Here is a 21,191-nt window from a genome sequence, read left to right as displayed (position 1 = left end):
GAAAAAGGCTCAGTCCTGCACGCCGAAGATATCGGCCAGCGTTTTTTCCATGACCTCAGGATCGAGCTTGGCGCCTACGACCAGTTCAGCACCGATTATTCCCTGATTGACCAGCATGCCGAGACCATCGAGCGTCCTGCAGCCCTGCTTTCTGGCCTCGCGCAGAAATCTGGTCATGGGCGGGTTGGGAATGACATCGGCCACGATGGCCGCATGACCCAGCGAGCCGGTATCGACGGGGGGCAGCGCATCAGCATCGCCCAGGCCGATCGAGGTCGCGTTGATAAGCACATCGATACCTTCGGGGATGCTTAGCCCCTCAGGCCAGCCCTGAGCCTCGGCCTGGCATTCGGTATGTTTCGCCAGAAGTTCGGCAATGGCCTGCGCCTTCTCGATGCTGCGATTGGCAATGGTGATATGGCGCGCACCGGCAAGAGCCAGTTCGACGGCGATGGCGCGCGCGGCCCCACCGGCCCCGAGGAGGAAAATGGTTTTTCCTTTCGGGTCGGCCAGCTTGCGCAGCGAAGCAAGAAAGCCTTTCCCGTCTGTGTTGTTGCCGGTCAGCTTGCCATCACGGATCTGCACGCAATTGACCGCGCCAATGATTTTGGCCGATTCCGCAAGCTCGTCGAGATGGTCGATGACGGCAATCTTGTGAGGGATGGAGCAGTTGAACCCGGCCCATTCCATGGCCTTTGCCCCGGCAATCGCTGCGGCGAGATTATCGGGCTTCACATCGCAATTGATATAGCGGGCATCGATGCCAGCCTTGGCATAGCCTGCCTCCATCATGGCGACTGTCGGGTTTTTGGCACAGGGCGTTGAGAAAGAGCCGGTCAGGATGGAGCGGAAGGAACGGTCTGTCATGCGGGGCCTCCTGGGCAGAGCGGGGCAAGGTCAGAATATTGCATAGCTATGCAATAAAGCGGGCAGAGGAGCAATGGTTGCGTCAGGCAATCAGGAGGGCAGACTGAAAAGCCCCTTCAGGCGCCCGCATATCGGGCCTGCAAGGCGCTGTATTCACGCATCACGGCATGTTGCTGCGGTGAGGTCGGCTCGCATGTCCCGCCAGTCAGACGGGTTTTTCCGTGCTGCGCCGAAGCACCAGAGTCGCGTCGATGACGCAGGTTTCGGAAAGGCGCTCCTCCGGGCTTGCCAGAGATCGGGTCAGGATATCGAGAGCCGCAGCCACCAAGGCATCGGGACGCTGGTCGAAACTGCTCAGCTGATAGCCGTGCCAGGCCGATTGCGGGATATTGTCATAGCCGATCACCATGATGTCCTCGGGACAGGAAAAACCTGTGCGATCGCGCAAGGCGTCGAGTGCGCCACATCCCATCAGATCATTGCTGCAGAACAATCCGTCAGGTCGATGGCCGTCGGCGAGCGCTGTCGTGATCGCATCGAACCCGCTCTGATAGCTGTCATCGCCGCCCAGCATCGTCACTTCCATGCCAGATTCAGCGCAGCCTTCAAGAAAACCCGCTTTTCTTGCCTGAGAGGCCGCATTGCGGTCGGGGCCGCCCAGCCAGAAGGGTTGTCTGACCTGTTTTTCGGCCATCATGTGCGCCACGCGGCGCCCGGATTCCCTGTTATTCGAGCGCACTGACGAGACGCCCGGTCCTGTCAGGGGGGAGTTGAACGCAATGACAGGTATGGCAAGCGCCGAGAGAGCGGCAGCCGTTTTTTCCGACCCTATGGCGAGTGCCGTGACAAGGGCATCCACGCGATATCCGGCAAGCTGGTCAATAGCGGCGTCGAGGGTGACGGTGTCGATGACCTGCACCAGCAGAACCTGAAACCCGGCGTCGCGAATACCCGACGAAAGCTGTTCAAGAGCCGAGCCGTAAAGCGGATTGCGCAACCCGCCCACGATAATGCCGATCATACCCGAGCGCCCCGTCAGCATAATCGAAGGGATGCGGTTGGGGCGGTAATTCAGCGTTTCCGCTGCCCGGAACACCCGTTCCTTGGTGGCGGGCGCAATGCTGGCCGTTGAGGAAAAAGCCCTCGAAACGGCCGATTGCGAAACGCCTGCAAGGCGGGCGACATCGATGGAAGTGACTATACGCTTGGTCATGGCGTCATGATGCCACGAATGATCATGGTCAGGCGATCACAGCCTTGCGGTCGGGCGTTCAGTGATAGCGGCAGGGCTTGTTGATTTCCGGCGGGTTGGCCGACTGGATGACAAGCAGTGTCACCTCGTCATCGCCGACATTCCCGGCATCGTGGCCCTTCTTGCCCTTGTATGGGCCATCGGCCATGGGGTGCACATCCTGATCCTCACCAAAGAGGATATCGCCCGGGCCCATTTCGACGCGTGTGCCATCCATGGCGCGCACCCACCAGCGCCCCTTGAGCGGAATGATCCATTGCGGCTTCGGGTCAGGGTGCCAAGCGCCGTTCCAGTGCCTGGGCTGGACTGTCATCATGAGCGTCGCTGTCTGGGGCGCCATAGGATTCTGCCATTGCGGCCCGGCTGGCGGCGACATGCTCTTGAGAAAGAAATTCGAGACCGGACAGCGCGCTATATGGCTCACACCGTTCTCGTCGGTCCATAGATGCTGATAGCTGCGCAGCGGTTTTTCCGGTGGCTTTTCAGCAGCTTGCGTCAGAGCGGCTGCCGCAAGAAAGGCGAGCAGAAGCGGGAGAGGCCATAAATATTTCATTGATCTGACTCTCGACAATCGGGTTTCGGAAGGTCACATCCTTTTGACTACGCCTCTGCCCGAAAATCGTTCCGAGAGCTTCAGTCTTGATCAGATATTCCGCGATCTTCCTTGCCTGCCTTGTCGCCGTCTATCTGCTCGTGGCGGGGTTTCTGTATATCCGGCAGGATAGTCTGGTCTTTCCGGCTGACTCAGCCCCTCTCGACGATCCCGCAGCGCTCATTCCCGGTGCGCGTATGGTGACGTTACACAGTTCTGACGGACTCAATCTCAAGGCCTATTATCGGCCGCCTGCTGTCGGCGCCCCGATCCTGCTTTATCTGCATGGCAATGCCGGATCGATCACGTCACGCGCGCGCCGTTTTGCACTTCTGGCGCAGGGAGAGACAGGATTGCTGGCGGTCGAATATCGTGGCTATGGGGGCAATCCGGGGTCACCGAGTGAAGCGGGTCTCGTGCTTGATGCGGCGGCTGGCATGAATTTTCTGCGCAATCAGGGCATCGCACCAAACCAGATTATTCTCTACGGCGAGTCACTTGGCACGAATGTCGCGTTGCGAACCGCGCTCGACTACCCGGCAGCGGGACTTGTGCTCGATGCGCCCTATACCAGCATCGCCGATGTGGCCTCGTCGCGTTACCCCTATATGCCGGTCCATCTGCTGCTGAGAAACCAGTTCGACACGCTCAGTCGGGTCGCGGGTCTGAAAATGCCGCTTCTTGTCATGCGCACCCTGCGCGATGGCACAGTGCCGCCAGCGCAGAGCCTCGCCGTTTTCAATGCGGCGCCAGAGCCGAAACAGATATGGACGACGCAACAGGGGGCGCATTCAACCCTGATCGAAAATGGCGGTCTGGCTGTCGTGCAACGCTTCGTGCAGAAAGTCAGCCCGACCGAACTGCACTGAGCATGGTCGTTGAGGGGAGCCACCCCCTCTGCATCCTTCCCTGAGGGAAATCGTAGCGGTTTCTCTCTCTGGCTTACGGAATAGTTTTCAGCGCCGGGTAAAGCGCCCGATAGCGTGCATAGGCCTGACGATAGGGGCCGCTCAGGCGGTCATCCGGAGCAATGGAGGCCACACGCTCTGGCGGCAGGCACACAGCGCTGACATCTTCGCCAGTAACGGCGATGCGCGCCAGACGGGCTGCACCGAAGGCGCCTCCCTGCTCGCCATTGGCGAGGCGATGAAGGGTGACACCCAGCACGCTGGCAAGGATAGCCGTCCAGAGCGGGCTGCGTGAGCCGCCGCCGATTACATCGGCCTCGGTAATGACCGTGCCGGACTCGGCGAGGCCTTCGAGCGCATCGCGAAAGGAGAATGCAACGCCTTCCAATACGGCCTGGGTCATCTCGGCGCGTGTCGTGTCCTGAGTGAGGCCGACGAATCCGCCCCGCACCGAGCCGTCATTATGGGGTGTGCGCTCCCCCGAGAGATAGGGCGCAAACAGAACGGGTGAGGGGGCCTCAGGGGCTTCTGGCAATTCGGCAAGCAGGGCTTTCTCATCCATGCCCGTCACGCGCGACCACCAGGCAAGAGAAGCCGCAGCAGACAAGGTGACACCCATCTGGTGCCATTGATTGGGCACGGCATGACAGAAGGAATGAATGGCGTGATTGCCGCCGGGGTGAAAGGAGTCGGTGGTGACCCAGACAACACCCGAAGTGCCAAGGGACAGAAACGCATCGCCCGTGTGAATGGCACCGAGTCCCACAGCACCAGCCGCATTATCGCCAGCGCCCCCGGCAAAGACGGGGGCTTCCTTCATGCCCCAGCGCGTGGTGAGTTCGGCATTCAGCGTGCCAGCTGCGTCAGTGCCCTCGCAGAGCGCCGGCATGGCGGCAAGGCGCAGATTGGAAGCTTCGAGCGCCGCGTCAGACCAGAGCCTGCGACCGGTATCGAGCCAGAGCGAGCCAGATGCATCCGACATGTCGTCAATCAGCGCGCCTGTCAGGCGAAAGCGCAGCCATGCCTTTGGAAGCACGACATGCGTGACCTTGGCAAAGACTTCAGGCTCGTGTCTGGCAACCCACAGCACCTTGGGCGCAGTAAAACCGGGCATGGCGATATTGCCGGTGATCTGGCGGCAGAGCGGAAAGCGATGTTCGAAAAGCGAGCATTCCGTTTCTGCCCGCGTGTCGTTCCAGAGCAGACAGGGGCGTAGTACGGCGCCGTCTTCACCTAGCAGAACAGCGCCATGCTGCTGGCCCGACAGACCAATGCCCCGCACAGCAGCGAGCGCTTCGGGGTGGCTGTCGCGCAGGGCATCCAGAGCCCGCAGGGTCGCTTCATACCAGTCATTCGGGTTCTGCTCGCTCCAGCCCGGATGCGGGCGGCTGACGCTCAGCTTTTCGGTATGAGCGGCGATGACCTGCTGGTTCTGATCGACCAGAACCGCCTTGATACCCGAAGTGCCGAGATCGATACCGAGATACATGGGGACAGGTCTTTCATGATGGTGGCGTGCGGGATCGCCCGGCAGAACAAAAGAGGCGCTTTCGCAAGGGGGCAGAGGCAGGCCCAGCATATGAGGCGCTCTCCGGTCAGATGAAAGACCCCGTCATCAGACGATGTCGCGTCACAATCGGGTGAAATATCGGGCCGCCCGGCAGGAGATCCCGGGCAAACCCTGACAAATCATCCCCATGATCCCCATTCTCTGGGTTTGGCGCGCGTGGTGCGTGGAGTAGGCACGCGGACTGTTCCTGTCTATGGTCGTTCGAGATGCTGCGCGACAGAAGTCCTAACGGGCAAAGGGAGAGATGATGTCGGTCGAGATTAGGGTGCCGGTTCTCGGTGAAAGTGTCACCTCGGCAACGATAACCCGATGGCTCAAGCAACCCGGGCAGGCGGTAGCCGCCGACGAACCTGTCGTCGAGCTGGAAACCGACAAGATCAGCGTTGAAGTGCCTGCGCCACAGGCTGGTGTTCTGGGCAATGATCTGATGGCCTCCGGTGCGGAAGTGGCCGTTGGCAGCGTTCTTGGTACGCTCGATCCCAATGGAAAGGCCAGTGCCCCCTCAGCGGGTTCGCAGGCTCCGGCTGCACAGACGCCAGCCAAGGCAGCCCCTGCTGCCGCCCCGCAGGCGCCTCAGCCTGCGCGTGATCCGATGCCTGCAGCCGCACGACTGATGGCCGAAGAGCAGATCGCGCCGGGAAGCATTGCCGAAGGAACCGGGCTGGATGGACGCGTCACCAAGGGCGACGTGATTGCCCGTATGGAGCAGCCCCGCCCGGCAGAGCCGGTGCAGCCCCAGGCTTCTGCTCCCGCCGCCGCCTCTGCGGCACCGGCTCCCGCAGCGCCGTCTCCGGCGGTTGCGAATGCGCTGGCCGCGCTGCTTGGCAAGAACGAGCAGGATAGTCGCGAGCAGCGCGTGCCCATGACGCGCCTGCGCCAGACGATCGCCAGACGCCTGAAGGATGCGCAGAACACGGCTGCCATCCTGACCACGTTCAACGAAGTCGATATGAGCGCGGCCAAGGCCCTGCGCGCCGAGTATCGTGAGGTGTTCGAGAAGAAGCACGGCGTGAAGCTGGGCTTCATGTCGATTTTTGCACGCGCCTGCATCAAGGCGCTGCAAGAATTTCCGGCTATCAACTCGACGATCGACGGGGATGACATCATCTATCGTCGCTTCGTCAATCTCGGCATCGCGGTCGGGAGCGAACGCGGTCTGGTGGTGCCGGTGCTGCACGATGCCGACCAGATGAGCTTCGCCGAGCTGGAACGTCATATCAATGATTACGGCTCGCGCGCCCGCGCAGGTACGCTCAAGCTTGACGAGCTGTCGCGTGGTACGTTCTCGATCACCAATGGTGGCGTGTTTGGATCGCTGCTGTCGACGCCGATCCTAAACCCGCCGCAATCGGCCATTCTGGGCATGCATGCCATTCAGGACCGCCCGGTTGCGGTCGATGGTCAGGTCGTGATCCGCCCGATGATGTATGTCGCGCTGTCCTATGATCATCGCATGGTCGATGGGCGCGAGGCGGTGAGCTTCCTCGTGCGCGTCAAGCAATATGTGGAAGATCCCCGTCGCCTGCTTCTTGATGTCTGAACGGAAAGAGACCGCCATGTCGGAGAGTTTTGAATTCGATCTGGCCGTCATCGGCGCTGGCCCTGGCGGTTATGTCTGTGCGCTCAAGGCAGCGCAGCGCGGTCTGAAGGTGCTGTGTGTCGACCGGCGCGAAACCCCCGGCGGCACCTGCCTCAATGTGGGCTGCATCCCCTCGAAGGCATTGCTGCACAGTTCGGAGCGCCTGCACGAGGCCGAGACCGAATTCGCCGCCCTAGGCATCGACGGTGTGACGCCCACACTCAATCTGGGCCAGATGATGGCGCGCAAGGAGCGCGTTGTCGGCGATACGGTCAAGGGGATCGGATTTCTCTTTCGCAAGAACAATGTGACCTTCAAGGTCGGCGAAGCGACGCTGACCGGTCCGCACAGCCTGTCGATCAGCGGCGAGACCGTGACCGCCAAATCGATTGTCATCGCTACGGGCAGTGCCCCCGCGGCCCTGCCAGGCGTTGCCTTTGATGAAAAGCGCGTTGTCTCGTCCACCGGGGCCCTGTCGCTTGAGTCGGTGCCCAAGCGTCTTGCCGTGATTGGCGCCGGTGTCATCGGTCTCGAACTGGGCAGCGTCTGGAAGCGTCTGGGCAGTGAGGTGACGATCATCGAATATGGCGACCACATTGCCCCCGGTTTTGATCGTGGTCTCGGTCGTCAGTTCCAGCGTGCTCTTGAAAAACTCGGCCTCAAATTCCGTCTTTCCACTCGGGTGACCAAAATTGCCATCGAGGGCAGTGCGCTCGATCTGACCCTGCAGAAAGTGGGGCAGGAAGCGACCGAGGCGCTTGAAGCCGATGTCGTGCTCGTCTCCATCGGTCGTAAGCCCTATACGCAGGGGCTCGATCTGGGGACGGTCGGTATCGACACTGATGAGGTCGGACGAATTCCTGTCGATGCCCATTTCCGCACCTCATGCCCCAGCATCTATGCCATTGGTGACGTGATTGCCGGACCGATGCTGGCGCATAAGGCAGAGGAAGAAGGAATCGCCCTGGCCGAACATCTCGCAGGGCGCGTGGGTCATGTGCCTTATGATGCCATTCCCTCGGTCATCTATACCCAGCCCGAATTCGCCATGGTTGGCCGCACGGAAGAGCAGCTCAAGCAGGATGGCGTTGCCTACAAGACCGGCAGCTTCCCTTTCATGGCCAGTGCGCGCGCACGCGCTATTGCGGCTACTGATGGTGGCGTGAAAGTGCTGACCGACGCCAAGACCGACCGTATTCTGGGTGTGCATATTCTGGGCGCCTGTGCGGGCGAACTGATTGCCGAGGCCACATTAGCCATGACCTTCAAGGCCAGTGCAGAAGACGTGGCTCTGGCCTGCCATGCCCATCCCACGTTGTCTGAAGCCCTCAAGGAAGCTGCCCTAGGTGCCTACGACAAGCCGCTTCATCTCTGAGAGCGGCAAGACCTGCCCCGTCTGTGACGGGGTAGGTTGAAGGCGATCCCCCGGCGATGCCTGATGTCTCGGCCGACCGGGTTTTACTCTGCCTTCGTCGGGGCCATGAGGGCGTTCAGAAGCCTGTAGGTCGCTTCGACACGGGCTTCATTCGGGGTGTTCCTGTTGGCCAGCATGACAACACCGATTTTCTGACTCGGGATCATTGCGACATAGCCGCCAAAACCGTCGGTTGAGCCGGTCTTGTTGAAAATGACATCCTGATCGTCAGGCTGATGCGGTTCGACGGCCGTGACCGGATGCGGTTTCATGATGAAATCATAGCCATTGCCGAGCAGCATCGGTTGCAGAGGCGTCGGCCAGGGATAATGCTCCCAGATCATGTCCTGGGTGAAGAATTCTGTCTTGTAGCGTCCCTGCTGCGTCATCTTTACTGCGCGCCGCAAGTCGTCCGGGGGATGGCCGAGACCGAGTTCGATATCCAGCATTCTCAGCATGTCGCTGGGTGTCGATTTGACGCCATAAGCCTCAGCTGCCAGCACGCCGGGATGGACCCGTTCGGGGGCATCGGTCTTTTTGTCATAGCCGTAGGCGTAGTTTTTCATCTCGCTGGCCGGTACCTCGATCCAGCTATGTCTGAGCCCAAAAGCAGGGAAGAGGATTGTCTGAACGGCTGTTGTGTAGGTCATTCCCAGTGACCGGGCGGAGATATAGCCCAGCAGGCCGATACTGATATTCGAATAACTCCGCGCACCCGGTTGCGGTGGATGCCAGACGGTGAGCCACTCTGTCAGTCCTCTGACATCGGTGATTGTGTCCGGCACCTGCAGGGGAAGGCCCCCGGAATGGTGGGTCGCCAGATCAAGAAGCGTGAGATCATGACCGATACGGCAATGATCGTCGCACAGGTGATGCGCAACTGTATCACTCAGGCGCATCTTGCCGCGTTCGACAGCAAGAGCGGCGAGGGTGACGTTGAAGATCTTGCTCATCGAGCCCAGCTCAAAGAGCGTATTTGGCGTGACAGGGCGATGATCTGCCCGCGAGGCGAGCCCCACAGCGTAAAAATGATGAACGCCATTCTGGGTTACGCCAACCACAAGACCTGGTACGTCATAGCGGCTGACCAGCGGCGCAAAGGCAGCCTTGATCTTGTTCTCAACATCATCAGCCTGTGCAGGCGCCGTAAGGGCCAAACCACAACCGACCAATAGCGACCACAGGAAAGAGTGCCTGCGCTGAACCATGAGTTTCTCCCATTTTCGGATGGTCTCATGATGCAGGCTTATGATGGCGGAAAAACGTCTGGTCTGCGCACGTATGGGGCGGGGCCTCATGACGCCCCGCCGGAGTAGTCTCAGCCCAGAGCTTCCTGAACGAGCGCGGCCTGTTCTGCGATGTGCTCGCTGGCAAGGCCTGTTGCGGGCGAGGCCGAAGCCTTGCGTCCGACATAGATCGGCCGTGGCTGGGCATGAGAGCAACGTTCGGCCGAGTTCTCGATGCGACGATCGACAAAGGCCCAGGCGCCGCCATTCTGCGACTCTTCCTGACACCAGACGATCTTCGCATTCGGATAGCGGGCGAGTTGCTGTGACAGCACGTCGCGCGGGAAGGGGTAGAGCTGTTCGAGGCGCAGGATCGCCACGTCCTTGCGATCCATCTCGCGTCTTGCCGCGCGCAGATCGTAATAGACCTTACCCGAGCAGAGAACGACACGCTTGATTTCCGCATCCGGCAGCAGGGCATCGGTCTCAGGGAGAATGGTGCGGAAACGCGTTTCCGGCCCGAAATCGACCAGATCCGATACGGCCTCCTTGTGACGCAGAAGCGATTTCGGCGTCATGATGATCAGCGGCTTGCGGCACTCACGCGCGATCTGGCGGCGCAGGGCATGGAAGTAGTTTGCAGGCGTGGTGATATTGCATACGCGCAGGTTATTCTCGGCGCAGAGCTGCAGATAGCGCTCAAGCCGCGCCGAGGAATGCTCGGGACCCTGACCCTCATAGCCATGGGGCAGAAGCATCACGAGGCCGGAGGTGCGCAGCCACTTGGTTTCACCCGACGCGATGAACTGGTCGATAATGACCTGTGCGCCATTGGCGAAATCGCCGAATTGCGCTTCCCACAGAACGAGGGAGTTCGGGGCGGCAAGGGTGTAGCCATATTCGAAACCCAGCACGCCGAATTCGGAGAGCAGGGAGTTATAGACCTCGATCTTTGCCTGACCGTCAGCGATATTATTGAGCGGCACATAGTCGCTCTGGTTGAGTTGATCGACCAGAACAGCGTGACGCTGGCTGAATGTGCCACGCTGGCAATCCTCGCCCGACAGACGCACCGGATGATGCTGGAGCAGCAGTGAACCGAAAGCGAGGGCTTCACCAAGAGCCCAGTCAATCCCTGAGCCAGTCTCGATTGCCTGACCGCGTGCCTGAATGACCCGACGCAGGCGCGGATGAAGGGCAAAGTCTTCAGGAATACGAGTCAGGGCTGCGCCAACGCGCTGCAGACCTGAAATGCTGATCCCGGTAACAGGCTGCTCGCGCAGAGGCTCATCGGAAAGTCGCGACGGGTCCTGATTGCATTCCAGCCAGTCTTCGCGGCTTGGTTCATAGGATTTGGCCGCTTCGAACTGGTTCTGCAGATGGTCCTGAAAAGACTGGAACTGGTCGTCTGCCGTCTCGGCATCGATGATCTTTTCGCGGGCCAGACGCTTGGCATAAAGTGCGCGCGTGGTCGGGCGGGCCGCAATGGCCTTGTACATCGTAGGCTGCGTGAAGGCAGGTTCGTCAGCTTCGTTATGGCCGTGACGGCGATAGCAGACCAGATCGAGCACGACATCGGCAGCAAATTCGCGACGATAATCCGCAGCCAGGCGCGCGCAATAGGCGGCGGCTTCGGGTTCGTCGCCATTTACATGCAGAATGGGGGCATGAACGGCCTTGGCAATATCTGTGCAATAGAAGCCCGAATGCGCATGGGCCGAGATGGTGGTGAAGCCGATCTGGTTGTTGGTCACCACGTGAATGGTGCCCCCTGTGCGATAGCCGATGAGCTGCGACATCGCCATGGTTTCGTAGACGATGCCCTGACCCGCAAAGGCAGCATCGCCATGGATCAGCAGGCCGAGATGACGGTAGCGGTTTTCGAGCCCGACACAGCCTTCTGAATCCTGGATGGCGCGCACCCGCCCGACCACGACCGGGTCGACCGCTTCGAGATGCGAGGGGTTCGGCAGAAGGGTGACGCGCACCTTCTCATTCGAGACATGAAGCGTGGCAGCCGTGCCGAGATGATATTTGACGTCGCCCGAACCCTGCACATCGGTCGGCTTGAAAGACGCGCCTGCGAATTCGGAGAAAATGGCCGCAAACGGCTTTTGCACCACATTGGCCATGACGTTCAGACGGCCGCGATGGGCCATGCCGACCGAAACGCTGCGCGTGCCGTGGCGCACCGACTGCTCAATGATGGCGTGAAGCGCCGGAATGGTGACTTCACTGCCCTCGAGGCCGAAGCGCTTGGTACCGGTGAAGCGCTTCTGGCAGAAGCTCTCGAAGCCTTCGGCTTCGGTCAGCTGGTTCAGGATGATCTTCTTCTCTGCAGAAGAGAAGGTGCGGCGCCAGTCATCGCCTTCAAGGCGATGCTGGAGCCACAGACGCTGCGCCGCGTCCTGAATATGCATGTATTCCACGCCGATCGGGCCGCAATAGGTCTGACGCAGGGCAGCCAGCAGCTCGTTGATCGTCGCGCTGGCCCGTTCGGGCAGAAGCGAGCTGACCATCTGGCCGAGATAGATCGGGCGGTCACGGTCATTGGGACCAAAGCCATAAGTCGCCGGGTCTAGTTCGGTATAGGATTTGGGTACCTGAAGCCCGAGCGGGTCGAGGCGTGATTCAAGATGACCGCGCACGCGATAGGCGCGCACCAGCTGAATGGCACGAACGCTGTCATCGACGCTCGAAAGCAGATCGGTCGCCGAGAACTCGGTGTTCGGTTTGGGGGCCATCTGACCCTGCGAACGGGAGTCGAGCAGGGATGCATGCTCACCCCAGGCAGGACGATCGGCGCCCGGATGGACGGCTGGCTTTTCCGTGGCCCCCGTCAGGGCAGCGAGGCTCTCGGCGTCGAGTGCCTTGAACAGGTCGGCGAAGGACGGATCGACGCTTCTCGGATCTGCGCTCCACTTTGCATGAAGGTCGGCCAGATAGACTGTGTTGGCCCCGTTCAACGCGCTTGGTAATGAACCGATCTCACCCATGCTCGCAGCCCTCCCCAGCTGTTTTTCGCAGATCTGCATAGCGTCTCAAAATGGCACTCTCATGGCGCAAAAAACCATGGAACTCTTGCCCAACAGCAACAAGCATAAAACTTTTCCGAACGAAATCAGTTCACAATCGCACGTTCTGAAGATGGGACCAGAAAGAGTCGAAACTTTCAATGACAGATCCCGTCTATAGACTCCGCACCAGAGTGCGCTGAGGGTCTAACTGATCATCGCGTGTTCCGATATTGCAGTTTGGAGGGGTCTGTCATGCGTCGCATGCCCATACTGGCGGCAGTCACGTTTTCGCTACTGGTCACGGCATCCGGCGTAGCCTTGGCAGGCGCAGAGCATCCTGTCGAGCAATCGGGGCGCCGTCTGGATTTTGACAGCCGGGCAGCACTGAGATGCTCGACGTCGCCGCATCTCGTGCGCACAGCCTATGTGCCGGGGCAGGACCATCAGGAAAAACCGGTTTCCCTGCGTGCCTGCTTTACCGATACCGACCGCATCGGGGCTGGCTACACCCAGTTCGTGCGTAACAGTGCCGTGCGTCATCCGCATCATCGCATGAAGGGCTAAGAAGCGTCTTGTCTGCGGGCGGCGGCAGGAATAGGCTCGCCTTCCATGTCACAGATCGCTCTTCAATACGAAGCCCTTGAACGGACCCCGATCAGCGAGGCACCGTTCAGACATGTGGTCGTCCCCAACTTCGTACGCGAAGAGGACCTCCAGACACTCATCAATCTGATGCCGGAGATGCGCTCTGGCGGGTCCTTCCCGCCAGAGGGGCTCAAGCTGCATCCGACGGTCAAGGCGCTGACAAAGGAGCTTCAGGGCCCGCGCCTCAAGAAGATCGTGGCCGAGAAATTCGGTCTCGATATCGAAAGCGCCCCGAGCATGCTGACCCTGCGTGGTCGCACGCGTGAGAAGGATGGGCGTATCCACCGTGACTCAGAGGCCAAGCTGGTCACGATCCTGCTGTATCTGAACCCGGAAAGCGCTGCCTGGTCGGCTCAGGAAGGGTGCCTGCGTCTGCTCAACGGGCCGGACAACCTTGAGGATTACGATGTCGAGGTGAAGCCTGCCCATGGCACGCTGCTGATCTTCCCCAATGGTCCCAAAACCTGGCATGGACACAGGCAATATGTTGGCCCGCGTTACACTATTCAGCTGAATTACATGGCCACGAATAACAAGGCACGCTATGAACTGCGCCGTCATCGCCTGTCAGCGCTGTTCAAGCGTCTGTCTTTCGCGCGGTGACCGTCGAATTCTGACTGAGGTAATGTGATAATGGGATACCGCGTTGCGGTCGTTGGTGCGACCGGTGCTGTAGGTCGTGAACTCCTGCGCATTCTTGCCGAAAGAGATTTTCCTGTATCCGAGGTCTCGGCACTCGCCTCGGCCCGTTCCACGGGTCAGGATGTGTCCTTTGGCGACAAGAAGGTCCTGAAAATCCAGAACCTCGAGAGCTTCGACTTCACAGGCTGGGATATCGCGCTTTTCTCTCCCGGCGCCTCGATCTCTGCCGTTCACGCCCCGCGTGCCGCTGCGGCGGGATGCATCGTGATCGACAACACCTCGCATTTCCGCATGGATCCGGATGTGCCGCTGGTGGTGCCGGAAGTGAATGCCAATGCGCTGAAAAAGATGAAGCGCAACATCATTGCCAACCCGAACTGCTCGACCGCGCAGATGGTGGTGGCTCTCAAGCCGCTGCATGATCTGTTCACGATCAAGCGTATCGTTGTCTCGACCTATCAGGCCGTTTCCGGCGCGGGCAAGGACGGGATGGATGAGCTGTTTGCCCAGTGCAAGGGCAGCTTTGTGGGCGATCCTCCGACCATCGCCCAGTTCACCAAGCAGATCGCCTTCAACGTCATTCCGCATATCGACAGCTTCATGCAGGATGGCTCCACCAAGGAAGAGTGGAAGATGGCGGTCGAGACACGCAAGATTCTCGACCCCGATATCAAGGTGGCAGCGACCTGCGTGCGCGTGCCGGTCTTCATCGGGCATTCCGAAGCCATCAATATCGAATGCGAAGAGCCTGTCGATCTGGCACGTGCGCGCGAGGCGCTGCGTGAGGCGGATGGCGTTATCCTGCGCGATGAGCGCGATGATGGCGGTTACGTCACGCCGATCGAATGCGTCGGCGAGGATGCGACCTATGTATCCCGCCTGCGGATTGATGACACGGTGGAGAACGGACTCGCGCTGTGGTGCGTCTCTGACAATCTGCGCAAGGGGGCGGCCCTCAACGCCGTTCAGATCGCCGAAGCGCTGATCGCGCTCGATCTGATCAAGCAGAAGGGCTGATTCAGCCCCAAACCATTACATTTTTGTCATTCATGTAAGTTTGGCATTGCGCGCACAACGCGTGATGCCAAACTCTCCTCAAGGGTGGATGCGGGGTTGTGCCGCAATGGCCTGAACGGAGATGACAATGCCCGTTATCGACACGATCGCCGCCGGCCTGTTTGCCCTCGTCGCTCTTGGCGCCCTGCGCCTTGCTCCCACGCCGAAACTGGTTCCGGTGCGCATCAAACGGAAACCGAACTCGCGCTGAGCTGTTTTTGTCTCTCTGCACTTTGATGATTTGATTGAGAGACATGGCGTTCAAGAGCAACATCCCCACGCATCCGGTTCCGGCTGGTGGCAAGACAGGCGTCCTGATCGCCAATCTTGGCACCCCTGATGGCACGGATTATTTCTCGGTTCGTCGCTATCTGGGCGAATTCCTTTCCGATCGCCGGGTTATCGAGGCACCGCCTGCGATCTGGCAGCCGATCCTGCAAGGCGTGATCCTGACAACCCGCCCGTCGAAAAGCGGCGAGGCCTATGGGCGCATCTGGAACCGCGAGGAAGACGCAAGCCCGCTTAGGGTCTATACGCGTTCTCAGGCGGAAAAGCTTGCTGCCCGTTTCGAAGGCGAGTTCCCGGTTGCCTGGGGCATGCGTTATGGCAAACCTTCCATTGCCGATGCAGTCGAAGAGCTGATGGATCAGGGATGTGACCGGCTGGTCTTTCTCCCGCTTTATCCGCAATACAGCGCTACCACGACGGCCACGGCGAATGATCAGCTTTTCCGCTATCTGATGACGCTTCGTCGCCAGCCCGCGGTACAGACCCTGCCGGCGTTCCCCGATCACCCCGCGTACATCGCGGCCCTCGAGAAAAGCGTGCGCGATCATCTGGCGTCACTTTCCTGGAAGCCGCAGCGGCTCGTCGCCTCGTTCCATGGGCTACCGAAGCTCTGCGTGGAAAAGGGGGATTATTACCCTGATGACTGCGAGAGGACACTGAGCGCATTGCGCACCGCACTCGGTCTCAGCGAAGAGCAGATGCCCATCACCTATCAATCGCGTTTCGGACCGATGGAATGGGTTCAGCCCTATACGGCGCCGTTCGTGTCGGCGCTGCCCGAGCAGGGCATCACCCGTATTGCAGTTATCATGCCGGGCTTCATCAGTGACTGTATCGAGACGCTCGATGAAATCGGTAATGAACTGCGAGAGGAGTTCATTGAGGCAGGCGGCGAGGAACTGACTCTTGTACCCTGCCTGAACGACAGCGGCGACGCTGTTGCCTTGCTCGAAACCTTGGTGCGTGAGGCGCTTCCGAAGAAGTGATCGGCCGGCGCTGATTGAGACGGGGCAGCGCATTGTTATGCTGCCTCGTATTAGGAAGCATGGAAACGGGATGGCCCTAGGTTACGAAGCGTTGCTTATACCCTTTCTGTCACAGTGATTATTTCTTTTGATTGAAATATACGGCGAACACTATTCTGTTCTGTTACGAACTGCTTGCAGATAAAGTTTGAATAACGTGCGCTCTCTGGATTGCCGAAACAATATATGCGATAGTCCTCGCGTCTTCCTTCGAATGAGCGAGTTTTCTTATGGCCGAAAATCTTCCCAGCGTTGCCGTCGCGCTATTCGTGAAGAATGAGTTTTCCGACATTGCAGGATGGCTTGCCTGGCACGCCGCTCTCGGAGTCAAGACATTCCTGATCTATGATGATCATTCATCGGACGGAACGTGGGAAATATTGCAGGCTGCGGCCAAGATCTACGATATCCGTCTCAAGAGAACTGATCCGATTGGCCAGCCTGATTTCTACCAGCGTCAACGCGACTCGTTCATGGCGGCTGCAGCGGAAAGCAGGCACCAGTTCGATTGGATCGGCTTCCTTGATGGAGACGAATATGTCTATCTCCGTCATTTCGATAATCTTCCCGAATTTCTCCGTGGCTTCAAACACGCTGATGCCATTGCGTTCTCATGGCGTATTCAGGGAAGCTCCAACCGCGTCGTCAGGCCTAAGATGACGACGGTGGAAGCTTTTACCCAGCATTCGAATAAGTCCCTGAACGACAATGTTCTGGTCAAAAGCTTTGTTCGCCCCGAAAAGATGGGCATTGAATATATCAACCCCCATTGGTTCGATGTGGCCACGGAGCGTTATGTCCGACCGAGCGGGCGATATGTCCAGAATGCCAATGCAGTGCAAGAGATCGAATGGTCTCACGCCTTTATCATGCATTATATCTGCCGCAGCATGGAGCATTACATCCAGCGCATCAAGCGCCGCCTGAATGTAGATCTCTCAGACTCGGTGGGTTATTGGGATCATTTCAACCGGAATGATGAAACCGACCTTGAGCCGCTAAAATTACTGTTCCGTATGGATCGTTATCTGGCCCCGATCTATGAGCAGATGATTACAAGCGCCATTCTGCGTCTCAAATCTGCGATTGTTATGGATGATCGGGGGCAGACAGGCGCCTCAGCCGCGATGAGTGCCGATGAAAATATCGTGCCCTCCAGTTTCCGTATTCGCAGCTATTTCAACACCTATCTTTACTACGCGCCCGGTACCGGACAGGTCGTTCATGCTGATGAGAGTTATGCGATAGAGCAGGGTTTCGAAGAGGTTCTGGGCTGTATCAATCCGGTGACGCCTAAACTGATCACGCTCTTTGCACCAGGAAATATCGACACATTCATCAAATTCTCTGCTGATCCCCGACTGATGAAAACGATCATTTTCGAAGTCAGATCCCAGAGTGATGACAGGATTGCGCTGCTGAGTCCGATGCAGAATCTCTATCTTGCATTGCTTCCCCCGGAATCCGGCGTCGGCATTGCGGAAGCCAATCGACATCAAGCGAATGAGTGGGAGTATCTTACGCTTGAAGCCGTCAATGTTTCCGGTCCGGAGACATACGCTTCGCCGCCGCCCTTCGTGCCGGGTCGCGAGACCACAGTCAGCGATATCATCAACTGGATCAGGCACGCCTCTGTTCTGCCGAGCAACAATGAGTTCCTGCGCGTGCTTTATTCCGTCACGCCTTCCGTGCGTGCCGAGATTTCGCGTCTCGTTCCGGGGTTGCTTTGGAACGCGCTCGCCTGATCTCGTTCAGGCGGTCAATGATCTTGTTTTGTTCCTGCCCCTGATGGCATAAAGGTCTCATGGTCGAGACCACCGAGACAGGAATAACGCGTCGCATCATCCATATCGACATGGATGCTTTTTATGCATCGGTAGAGCAGCGCGACGCGCCTGAACTGCTTGGCCGCCCGGTTGCGGTAGGGCGCGGCGAGGGGCGTGGCGTCGTCGCAGCGGCCAGCTATGAGGCGCGTAAATTCGGAGTGCGCTCGGCCATGCCCTCACGCACCGCCCTGCGCCAGTGTCCCGATCTGGTGTTTGTGCCGCCGCGTTTTGATGTCTATCGGGCAGTCTCGCGGCAAATTCATGAAATCTTTGCCCGCTACACCGATCTGATACAGCCGCTCTCTCTCGATGAGGCCTATCTCGACGTAACAGGCAGCTATCGGGAACATGGTTCGGCGACGGATATTGCCCGGTTGATAAGAGCCGAGATCCATGAAGAGACGGGGCTGACAGCCTCAGCAGGCATCTCCTATAATCGTTTTCTGGCCAAGCTTGCCTCGGACCACCGCAAGCCGAACGGGCAGTTTGTCATCACTCCCGCAATGGGGCCGGAATTCGCTGCTTCGCTTCGTGTGGAGCAGTTTCATGGCATCGGCCCTGCGACACGGGCGAAGATGAACCGGCTGGGTATTTTTACAGGTGCCGATCTGCGTGCGATCCCGCTTGACGTCCTCGCCCGTCATTTCGGCAAGGCGGCAGCTTTTTACGCGTCGATTGCCAGAGGGGTCGATGATCGCCCCGTCGTGTCTGACCGGATACGCAAATCGATCGGCACGGAAACCACGTTCGAGTCGGATCTCTCGACATTGCCAGAGGCACGCCGTGTCGTTCAGGCGCTTTGTGCCAAGCTCTGGCGGCAATGTCAGGCCCAGTCGCTGAGCGGTCGTTCGCTGGTGCTGAAACTGAAATATGCCGATTTTCAAATCACGACGCGTACCCGCTCGAACCCCACCATGTTCGTGAACGAGGCGGCAATAGTCGCTCAGGCCGAAAGTCTGCTTGAGGGATTTTTCCCACTGGAGCGTGCCATCAGGCTGATCGGCGTCACGTTGTCAGGCCTTTCGACAGAAAATGACGAAAAAAAGGCGCAGCTGACACTTTTTGGTGAGTCCTGACGGAGCTTTTTCTTGTCCTGTCGCGTTGGAAAAACACCTTCAACCTGCATCAGGAACAGCCATCATGCTCACGGTGTTTTCTTCCTCATCCCTCTGGCTTGGTGCAGCCTTTTCGGTTCTGATCTGTGCACTGGGCGCAGCGTGATCTGGAAAAACGGGAGCAAAAGCGTCCGAATGGGGTGACAGCCTGCAGCCGGGCTGGCAGAACCCAAGGTCTCACAACGAGTAACGTATCAAGGAAATCGAGATGGCTGCGGGGCAGGATGTGGTGCCGCGTTCTCCGATCGGACGCATCCTGCCGGTCGTTTCGCTCAATCTGATCATTTATATCGTGATCGGCCTTCCGATGGCCGTCATTCCGCTCTTCGTTCACACTGTTCTGCATTGCAATACTGTGATCGCCGGGTTTGCCGTCTCGCTGCAGTATTTTTCGACATTTGCCTCGCGTGCTTCTGCTGGTCGACGCATCGATACACAGGGGCCCAAACCCGTTGCAGTGGCCGGGCTGGCGCTCGGAATAGGCTCGGGTCTGCTCCTTCTTGTCTCGGGGCTGACTGCCTCTCTCATACCCCTTTCCCTGGTCTGTCTTTTCGTCAGCCGTCTTGTGCTTGGTTGGGCAGAAAGCTGGGCGACCACCGCCGCGATCGTCTGGAATATCCGTCGCGCAGGTGCGGCCAACACAGCCCAGGTCATTTCGTGGAACGGGATTACCTCCTATGGCGGCATCGCGCTTGGTGCCACCATCGGCGAGCAGATGTCCCATCTGGGCGGCGGTTGGGGCGGTCTCGTCACGCTGGGCATTGTGTCCATCATTCTCCCCGCCGTAGGGACGGCTCTGGCAATTTCCTATCCTGCCGTGGCGCCCATCAGACATGACGCGCCTGCCATGCCGTTTGCGAAGGTTTTCAAGCTCGTGCTGCCGCATGGCTGCGCGCTGGCTGCGGGTTCGGTGGGGTTTGGTGCGATTTCGTCCTGTCTCGCGCTCTATTTCGCTGCCGAGCATTGGCCTGACGCCGCTCAGGCACTGGCTGTGTTCGGCATGGTGTTCGTGATTGTGCGCTTCGTGTTTGCCCGGCAGATCGGTCGTATCGGCGGCACGAATGTGGCCCTCATTTCTTTGGCGGTCGAAACGCTGGGGCTCCTGATATTGGCTTTTGTCCCTTCGGCTGAGGCGGCGACCTTGGGGGCTGCGGTGACGGGGGCAGGGTTCTCTCTCGTCTTTCCGGCGCTGGGTGTTCTGGCTGTTGACAGGGCAGGGGCAGAAAACCGTGGTGCGGCGCTTGGGGCGTTCTCGGTATTCCTCGATCTTGCCGTCGGTATTTCCGGCCCGCTGCTTGGCCTCGTGATTCACGCATCGGGCTATATGGCTCTGTTCATCTTCACGGCATGTATTACATTTCTCGGTATCGTGCAGGTGATCCGGCTGCGTCGCGTGGCCAAAGCCTGACACCATTGTTCAAAGGATAAGTTCGAGATGACGATCGCTGCCGCCGCTGTTTTCTGCGGCTCGCGCCATGGAGCCTGGCCAGAATTTGCCGAAGCTGCCCGCGCAACGGGCAAAGGCCTTGCGGAGCGGCATATTCACCTCGTCTATGGTGGCGGCGCGGTTGGTCTGATGGGGGTGGTTGCTGAAGCCGCGCTTTCGGCGGGTGGTGAGGTGACGGGTATCATCCCGACCTTTCTGCATGATCGTGAGGTAATGAATGATCGGGTGACCGATCTGATCGTCACCGAGTCGATGCATGAGCGCAAACGGTTGATGTTTGCCAAGGCAGATGCGTTCCTGATCCTGCCCGGTGGCCTCGGGACATTCGATGAACTCATGGAGATCCTGACCTGGCGTCAGCTTTCCCTGCATGACAAGCCGATCCTGATCGTCAATGTCGCCAATTGGGCGGTGCATGTCATTGCGGCCCTCGAAGCGTCTATCGAACAGGGGCTGGCCGATCCGTCTGCACGCCGCCTGTACACCGTCGTCTCAAGTGTTACCGAGGCATTCGATGTTCTGGGCCGCGAGAAAAAGCGCGAGGAAAAATCCGAAACCCATCGACTTTGAGAGTCACCCCCCCTTGCGGAGCCGCGCAACTGGCAGTATAGCCCCATCCATCGGTTCGGAGTGTAGCTCAGCCTGGTAGAGCACTGTGTTCGGGACGCAGGGGCCGGAGGTTCGAATCCTCTCACTCCGACCAGATAATTTCCCCCTTTGGG

At 59.1% G+C, this 21,191-nt stretch carries 18 protein-coding genes and 1 tRNA gene; 13 read left to right on the top strand and 6 right to left on the bottom strand.

Features of this window, described 5'->3' with window-relative positions; all coding sequences use genetic code 11:
• Window positions 1-9 precede the first annotated feature (9 nt).
• From aroE to AAID99_RS09730, 3 genes are all read right to left on the bottom strand, one after another.
• Window positions 10-867 (bottom strand): shikimate dehydrogenase, encoded by an 858-nt coding sequence (aroE, locus tag AAID99_RS09740; RefSeq protein WP_188425710.1) that lies wholly within the window; start codon window positions 865-867, stop codon window positions 10-12.
• A gap of 205 nt (window positions 868-1,072) precedes the next feature.
• Complete coding sequence (locus tag AAID99_RS09735; RefSeq protein WP_498493735.1) at window positions 1,073-2,080, bottom strand: LacI family DNA-binding transcriptional regulator; 1,008 nt, start codon at window positions 2,078-2,080, stop codon at window positions 1,073-1,075.
• A 58-nt stretch (window positions 2,081-2,138) separates the two neighbouring features.
• Complete coding sequence (locus AAID99_RS09730; protein ID WP_188425712.1) at window positions 2,139-2,672, bottom strand: cupin domain-containing protein; 534 nt, start codon at window positions 2,670-2,672, stop codon at window positions 2,139-2,141.
• Between the two features lie 86 nt (window positions 2,673-2,758).
• Here AAID99_RS09730 and AAID99_RS09725 point away from each other — a divergent pair, with 86 nt between their 5' ends.
• On the top strand, window positions 2,759-3,580 hold the full coding sequence (locus AAID99_RS09725; RefSeq protein WP_188425713.1) for an alpha/beta hydrolase: 822 nt from the start codon (window positions 2,759-2,761) through the stop codon (window positions 3,578-3,580).
• Between the two features lie 73 nt (window positions 3,581-3,653).
• Here the strand turns inward: AAID99_RS09725 and xylB are convergent, their stop codons facing one another.
• Window positions 3,654-5,108 carry a xylulokinase gene (xylB, locus tag AAID99_RS09720; protein WP_188425855.1) on the bottom strand — a complete coding sequence of 485 codons (1,455 nt, stop codon included), beginning with the start codon at window positions 5,106-5,108 and terminating at the stop codon, window positions 3,654-3,656.
• 328 nt (window positions 5,109-5,436) lie between these two features.
• Here xylB and odhB point away from each other — a divergent pair, with 328 nt between their 5' ends.
• Both odhB and lpdA read left to right on the top strand, forming a co-directional pair.
• Complete coding sequence (odhB, locus tag AAID99_RS09715; RefSeq protein WP_188425714.1) at window positions 5,437-6,729, top strand: 2-oxoglutarate dehydrogenase complex dihydrolipoyllysine-residue succinyltransferase; 1,293 nt, start codon at window positions 5,437-5,439, stop codon at window positions 6,727-6,729.
• A gap of 16 nt (window positions 6,730-6,745) precedes the next feature.
• Window positions 6,746-8,143, top strand: a complete 1,398-nt coding sequence (gene lpdA / locus AAID99_RS09710) for a dihydrolipoyl dehydrogenase (protein WP_188425715.1) — start codon at window positions 6,746-6,748, stop codon at window positions 8,141-8,143.
• A gap of 83 nt (window positions 8,144-8,226) precedes the next feature.
• Here the strand turns inward: lpdA and ampC are convergent, their stop codons facing one another.
• Window positions 8,227-9,480 (bottom strand): class C beta-lactamase, encoded by a 1,254-nt coding sequence (gene ampC, locus AAID99_RS09705; protein WP_229719612.1) that lies wholly within the window; start codon window positions 9,478-9,480, stop codon window positions 8,227-8,229.
• A 20-nt stretch (window positions 9,481-9,500) separates the two neighbouring features.
• Window positions 9,501-12,404: a 2-oxoglutarate dehydrogenase E1 component gene (locus AAID99_RS09700; protein ID WP_188425716.1), complete on the bottom strand. Its 2,904-nt coding sequence runs from the start codon at window positions 12,402-12,404 to the stop codon at window positions 9,501-9,503.
• A gap of 273 nt (window positions 12,405-12,677) precedes the next feature.
• Between AAID99_RS09700 and AAID99_RS09695 the strand changes: the two genes are divergently transcribed.
• The 10 genes from AAID99_RS09695 to AAID99_RS09650 all read left to right on the top strand — a co-directional run bounded on the left by AAID99_RS09695 (window position 12,678) and on the right by AAID99_RS09650 (window position 21,172).
• Entirely contained in the window at window positions 12,678-12,989 is a 312-nt protein-coding gene (locus tag AAID99_RS09695; RefSeq protein WP_188425717.1) for a hypothetical protein, read from the top strand.
• A gap of 45 nt (window positions 12,990-13,034) precedes the next feature.
• On the top strand, window positions 13,035-13,673 hold the full coding sequence (locus AAID99_RS09690; protein ID WP_188425718.1) for a 2OG-Fe(II) oxygenase family protein: 639 nt from the start codon (window positions 13,035-13,037) through the stop codon (window positions 13,671-13,673).
• 30 nt (window positions 13,674-13,703) lie between these two features.
• Window positions 13,704-14,729, top strand: a complete 1,026-nt coding sequence (locus tag AAID99_RS09685) for an aspartate-semialdehyde dehydrogenase (RefSeq protein WP_498493733.1) — start codon at window positions 13,704-13,706, stop codon at window positions 14,727-14,729.
• Window positions 14,730-14,856: 127 nt separating this feature from the next.
• Window positions 14,857-14,979, top strand: coding sequence for a hypothetical protein (locus AAID99_RS09680; protein ID WP_264784161.1), 123 nt, complete (start codon window positions 14,857-14,859; stop codon window positions 14,977-14,979).
• Window positions 14,980-15,022: 43 nt separating this feature from the next.
• The gene (hemH, locus tag AAID99_RS09675; protein ID WP_188425720.1) at window positions 15,023-16,042 is read left to right on the top strand and encodes a ferrochelatase; all 1,020 of its coding nucleotides are present in this window, start codon (window positions 15,023-15,025) and stop codon (window positions 16,040-16,042) included.
• Between the two features lie 269 nt (window positions 16,043-16,311).
• The gene (locus tag AAID99_RS09670) at window positions 16,312-17,826 is read left to right on the top strand and encodes a glycosyltransferase family 2 protein (protein WP_188425721.1); all 1,515 of its coding nucleotides are present in this window, start codon (window positions 16,312-16,314) and stop codon (window positions 17,824-17,826) included.
• 59 nt (window positions 17,827-17,885) lie between these two features.
• On the top strand, window positions 17,886-18,983 hold the full coding sequence (gene dinB / locus AAID99_RS09665; protein ID WP_498493732.1) for a DNA polymerase IV: 1,098 nt from the start codon (window positions 17,886-17,888) through the stop codon (window positions 18,981-18,983).
• 247 nt (window positions 18,984-19,230) lie between these two features.
• Window positions 19,231-20,430 (top strand): MFS transporter, encoded by a 1,200-nt coding sequence (locus tag AAID99_RS09660; protein ID WP_188425723.1) that lies wholly within the window; start codon window positions 19,231-19,233, stop codon window positions 20,428-20,430.
• Between the two features lie 27 nt (window positions 20,431-20,457).
• Window positions 20,458-21,039 carry an LOG family protein gene (locus AAID99_RS09655; protein WP_188425724.1) on the top strand — a complete coding sequence of 194 codons (582 nt, stop codon included), beginning with the start codon at window positions 20,458-20,460 and terminating at the stop codon, window positions 21,037-21,039.
• 56 nt (window positions 21,040-21,095) lie between these two features.
• A tRNA-Pro gene (locus tag AAID99_RS09650) sits at window positions 21,096-21,172 on the top strand.
• Window positions 21,173-21,191 lie beyond the last annotated feature (19 nt).

The organism is Asaia sp. Ae19-3 (genome assembly GCF_059801175.1).
This window is presented reverse-complemented; position numbering and strand designations above follow the sequence as displayed.

Bases quoted from the DNA above. Each gene is read 5' to 3' on its own strand.
- aroE (WP_188425710.1), bottom strand. From the start codon at position 867: ATGACAGACCGTTCCTTCCGCTCCATCCTGACCGGCTCTTTCTCAACG.
- AAID99_RS09735 (WP_498493735.1), bottom strand. From the start codon at position 2,080: ATGACCAAGCGTATAGTCACTTCCATCGATGTCGCCCGCCTTGCAGGC.
- AAID99_RS09730 (WP_188425712.1), bottom strand. From the start codon at position 2,672: ATGAAATATTTATGGCCTCTCCCGCTTCTGCTCGCCTTTCTTGCGGCA.
- xylB (WP_188425855.1), bottom strand. From the start codon at position 5,108: ATGTATCTCGGTATCGATCTCGGCACTTCGGGTATCAAGGCGGTTCTG.
- odhB (WP_188425714.1), top strand. From the start codon at position 5,437: ATGTCGGTCGAGATTAGGGTGCCGGTTCTCGGTGAAAGTGTCACCTCG.
- lpdA (WP_188425715.1), top strand. From the start codon at position 6,746: ATGTCGGAGAGTTTTGAATTCGATCTGGCCGTCATCGGCGCTGGCCCT.
- ampC (WP_229719612.1), bottom strand. From the start codon at position 9,480: ATGAGGCCCCGCCCCATACGTGCGCAGACCAGACGTTTTTCCGCCATC.
- AAID99_RS09700 (WP_188425716.1), bottom strand. From the start codon at position 12,404: ATGGGTGAGATCGGTTCATTACCAAGCGCGTTGAACGGGGCCAACACA.
- AAID99_RS09695 (WP_188425717.1), top strand. From the start codon at position 12,678: ATGCGTCGCATGCCCATACTGGCGGCAGTCACGTTTTCGCTACTGGTC.
- AAID99_RS09690 (WP_188425718.1), top strand. From the start codon at position 13,035: ATGTCACAGATCGCTCTTCAATACGAAGCCCTTGAACGGACCCCGATC.
- AAID99_RS09685 (WP_498493733.1), top strand. From the start codon at position 13,704: ATGGGATACCGCGTTGCGGTCGTTGGTGCGACCGGTGCTGTAGGTCGT.
- AAID99_RS09680 (WP_264784161.1), top strand. From the start codon at position 14,857: ATGCCCGTTATCGACACGATCGCCGCCGGCCTGTTTGCCCTCGTCGCT.
- hemH (WP_188425720.1), top strand. From the start codon at position 15,023: ATGGCGTTCAAGAGCAACATCCCCACGCATCCGGTTCCGGCTGGTGGC.
- AAID99_RS09670 (WP_188425721.1), top strand. From the start codon at position 16,312: ATGGCCGAAAATCTTCCCAGCGTTGCCGTCGCGCTATTCGTGAAGAAT.
- dinB (WP_498493732.1), top strand. From the start codon at position 17,886: ATGGTCGAGACCACCGAGACAGGAATAACGCGTCGCATCATCCATATC.
- AAID99_RS09660 (WP_188425723.1), top strand. From the start codon at position 19,231: ATGGCTGCGGGGCAGGATGTGGTGCCGCGTTCTCCGATCGGACGCATC.
- AAID99_RS09655 (WP_188425724.1), top strand. From the start codon at position 20,458: ATGACGATCGCTGCCGCCGCTGTTTTCTGCGGCTCGCGCCATGGAGCC.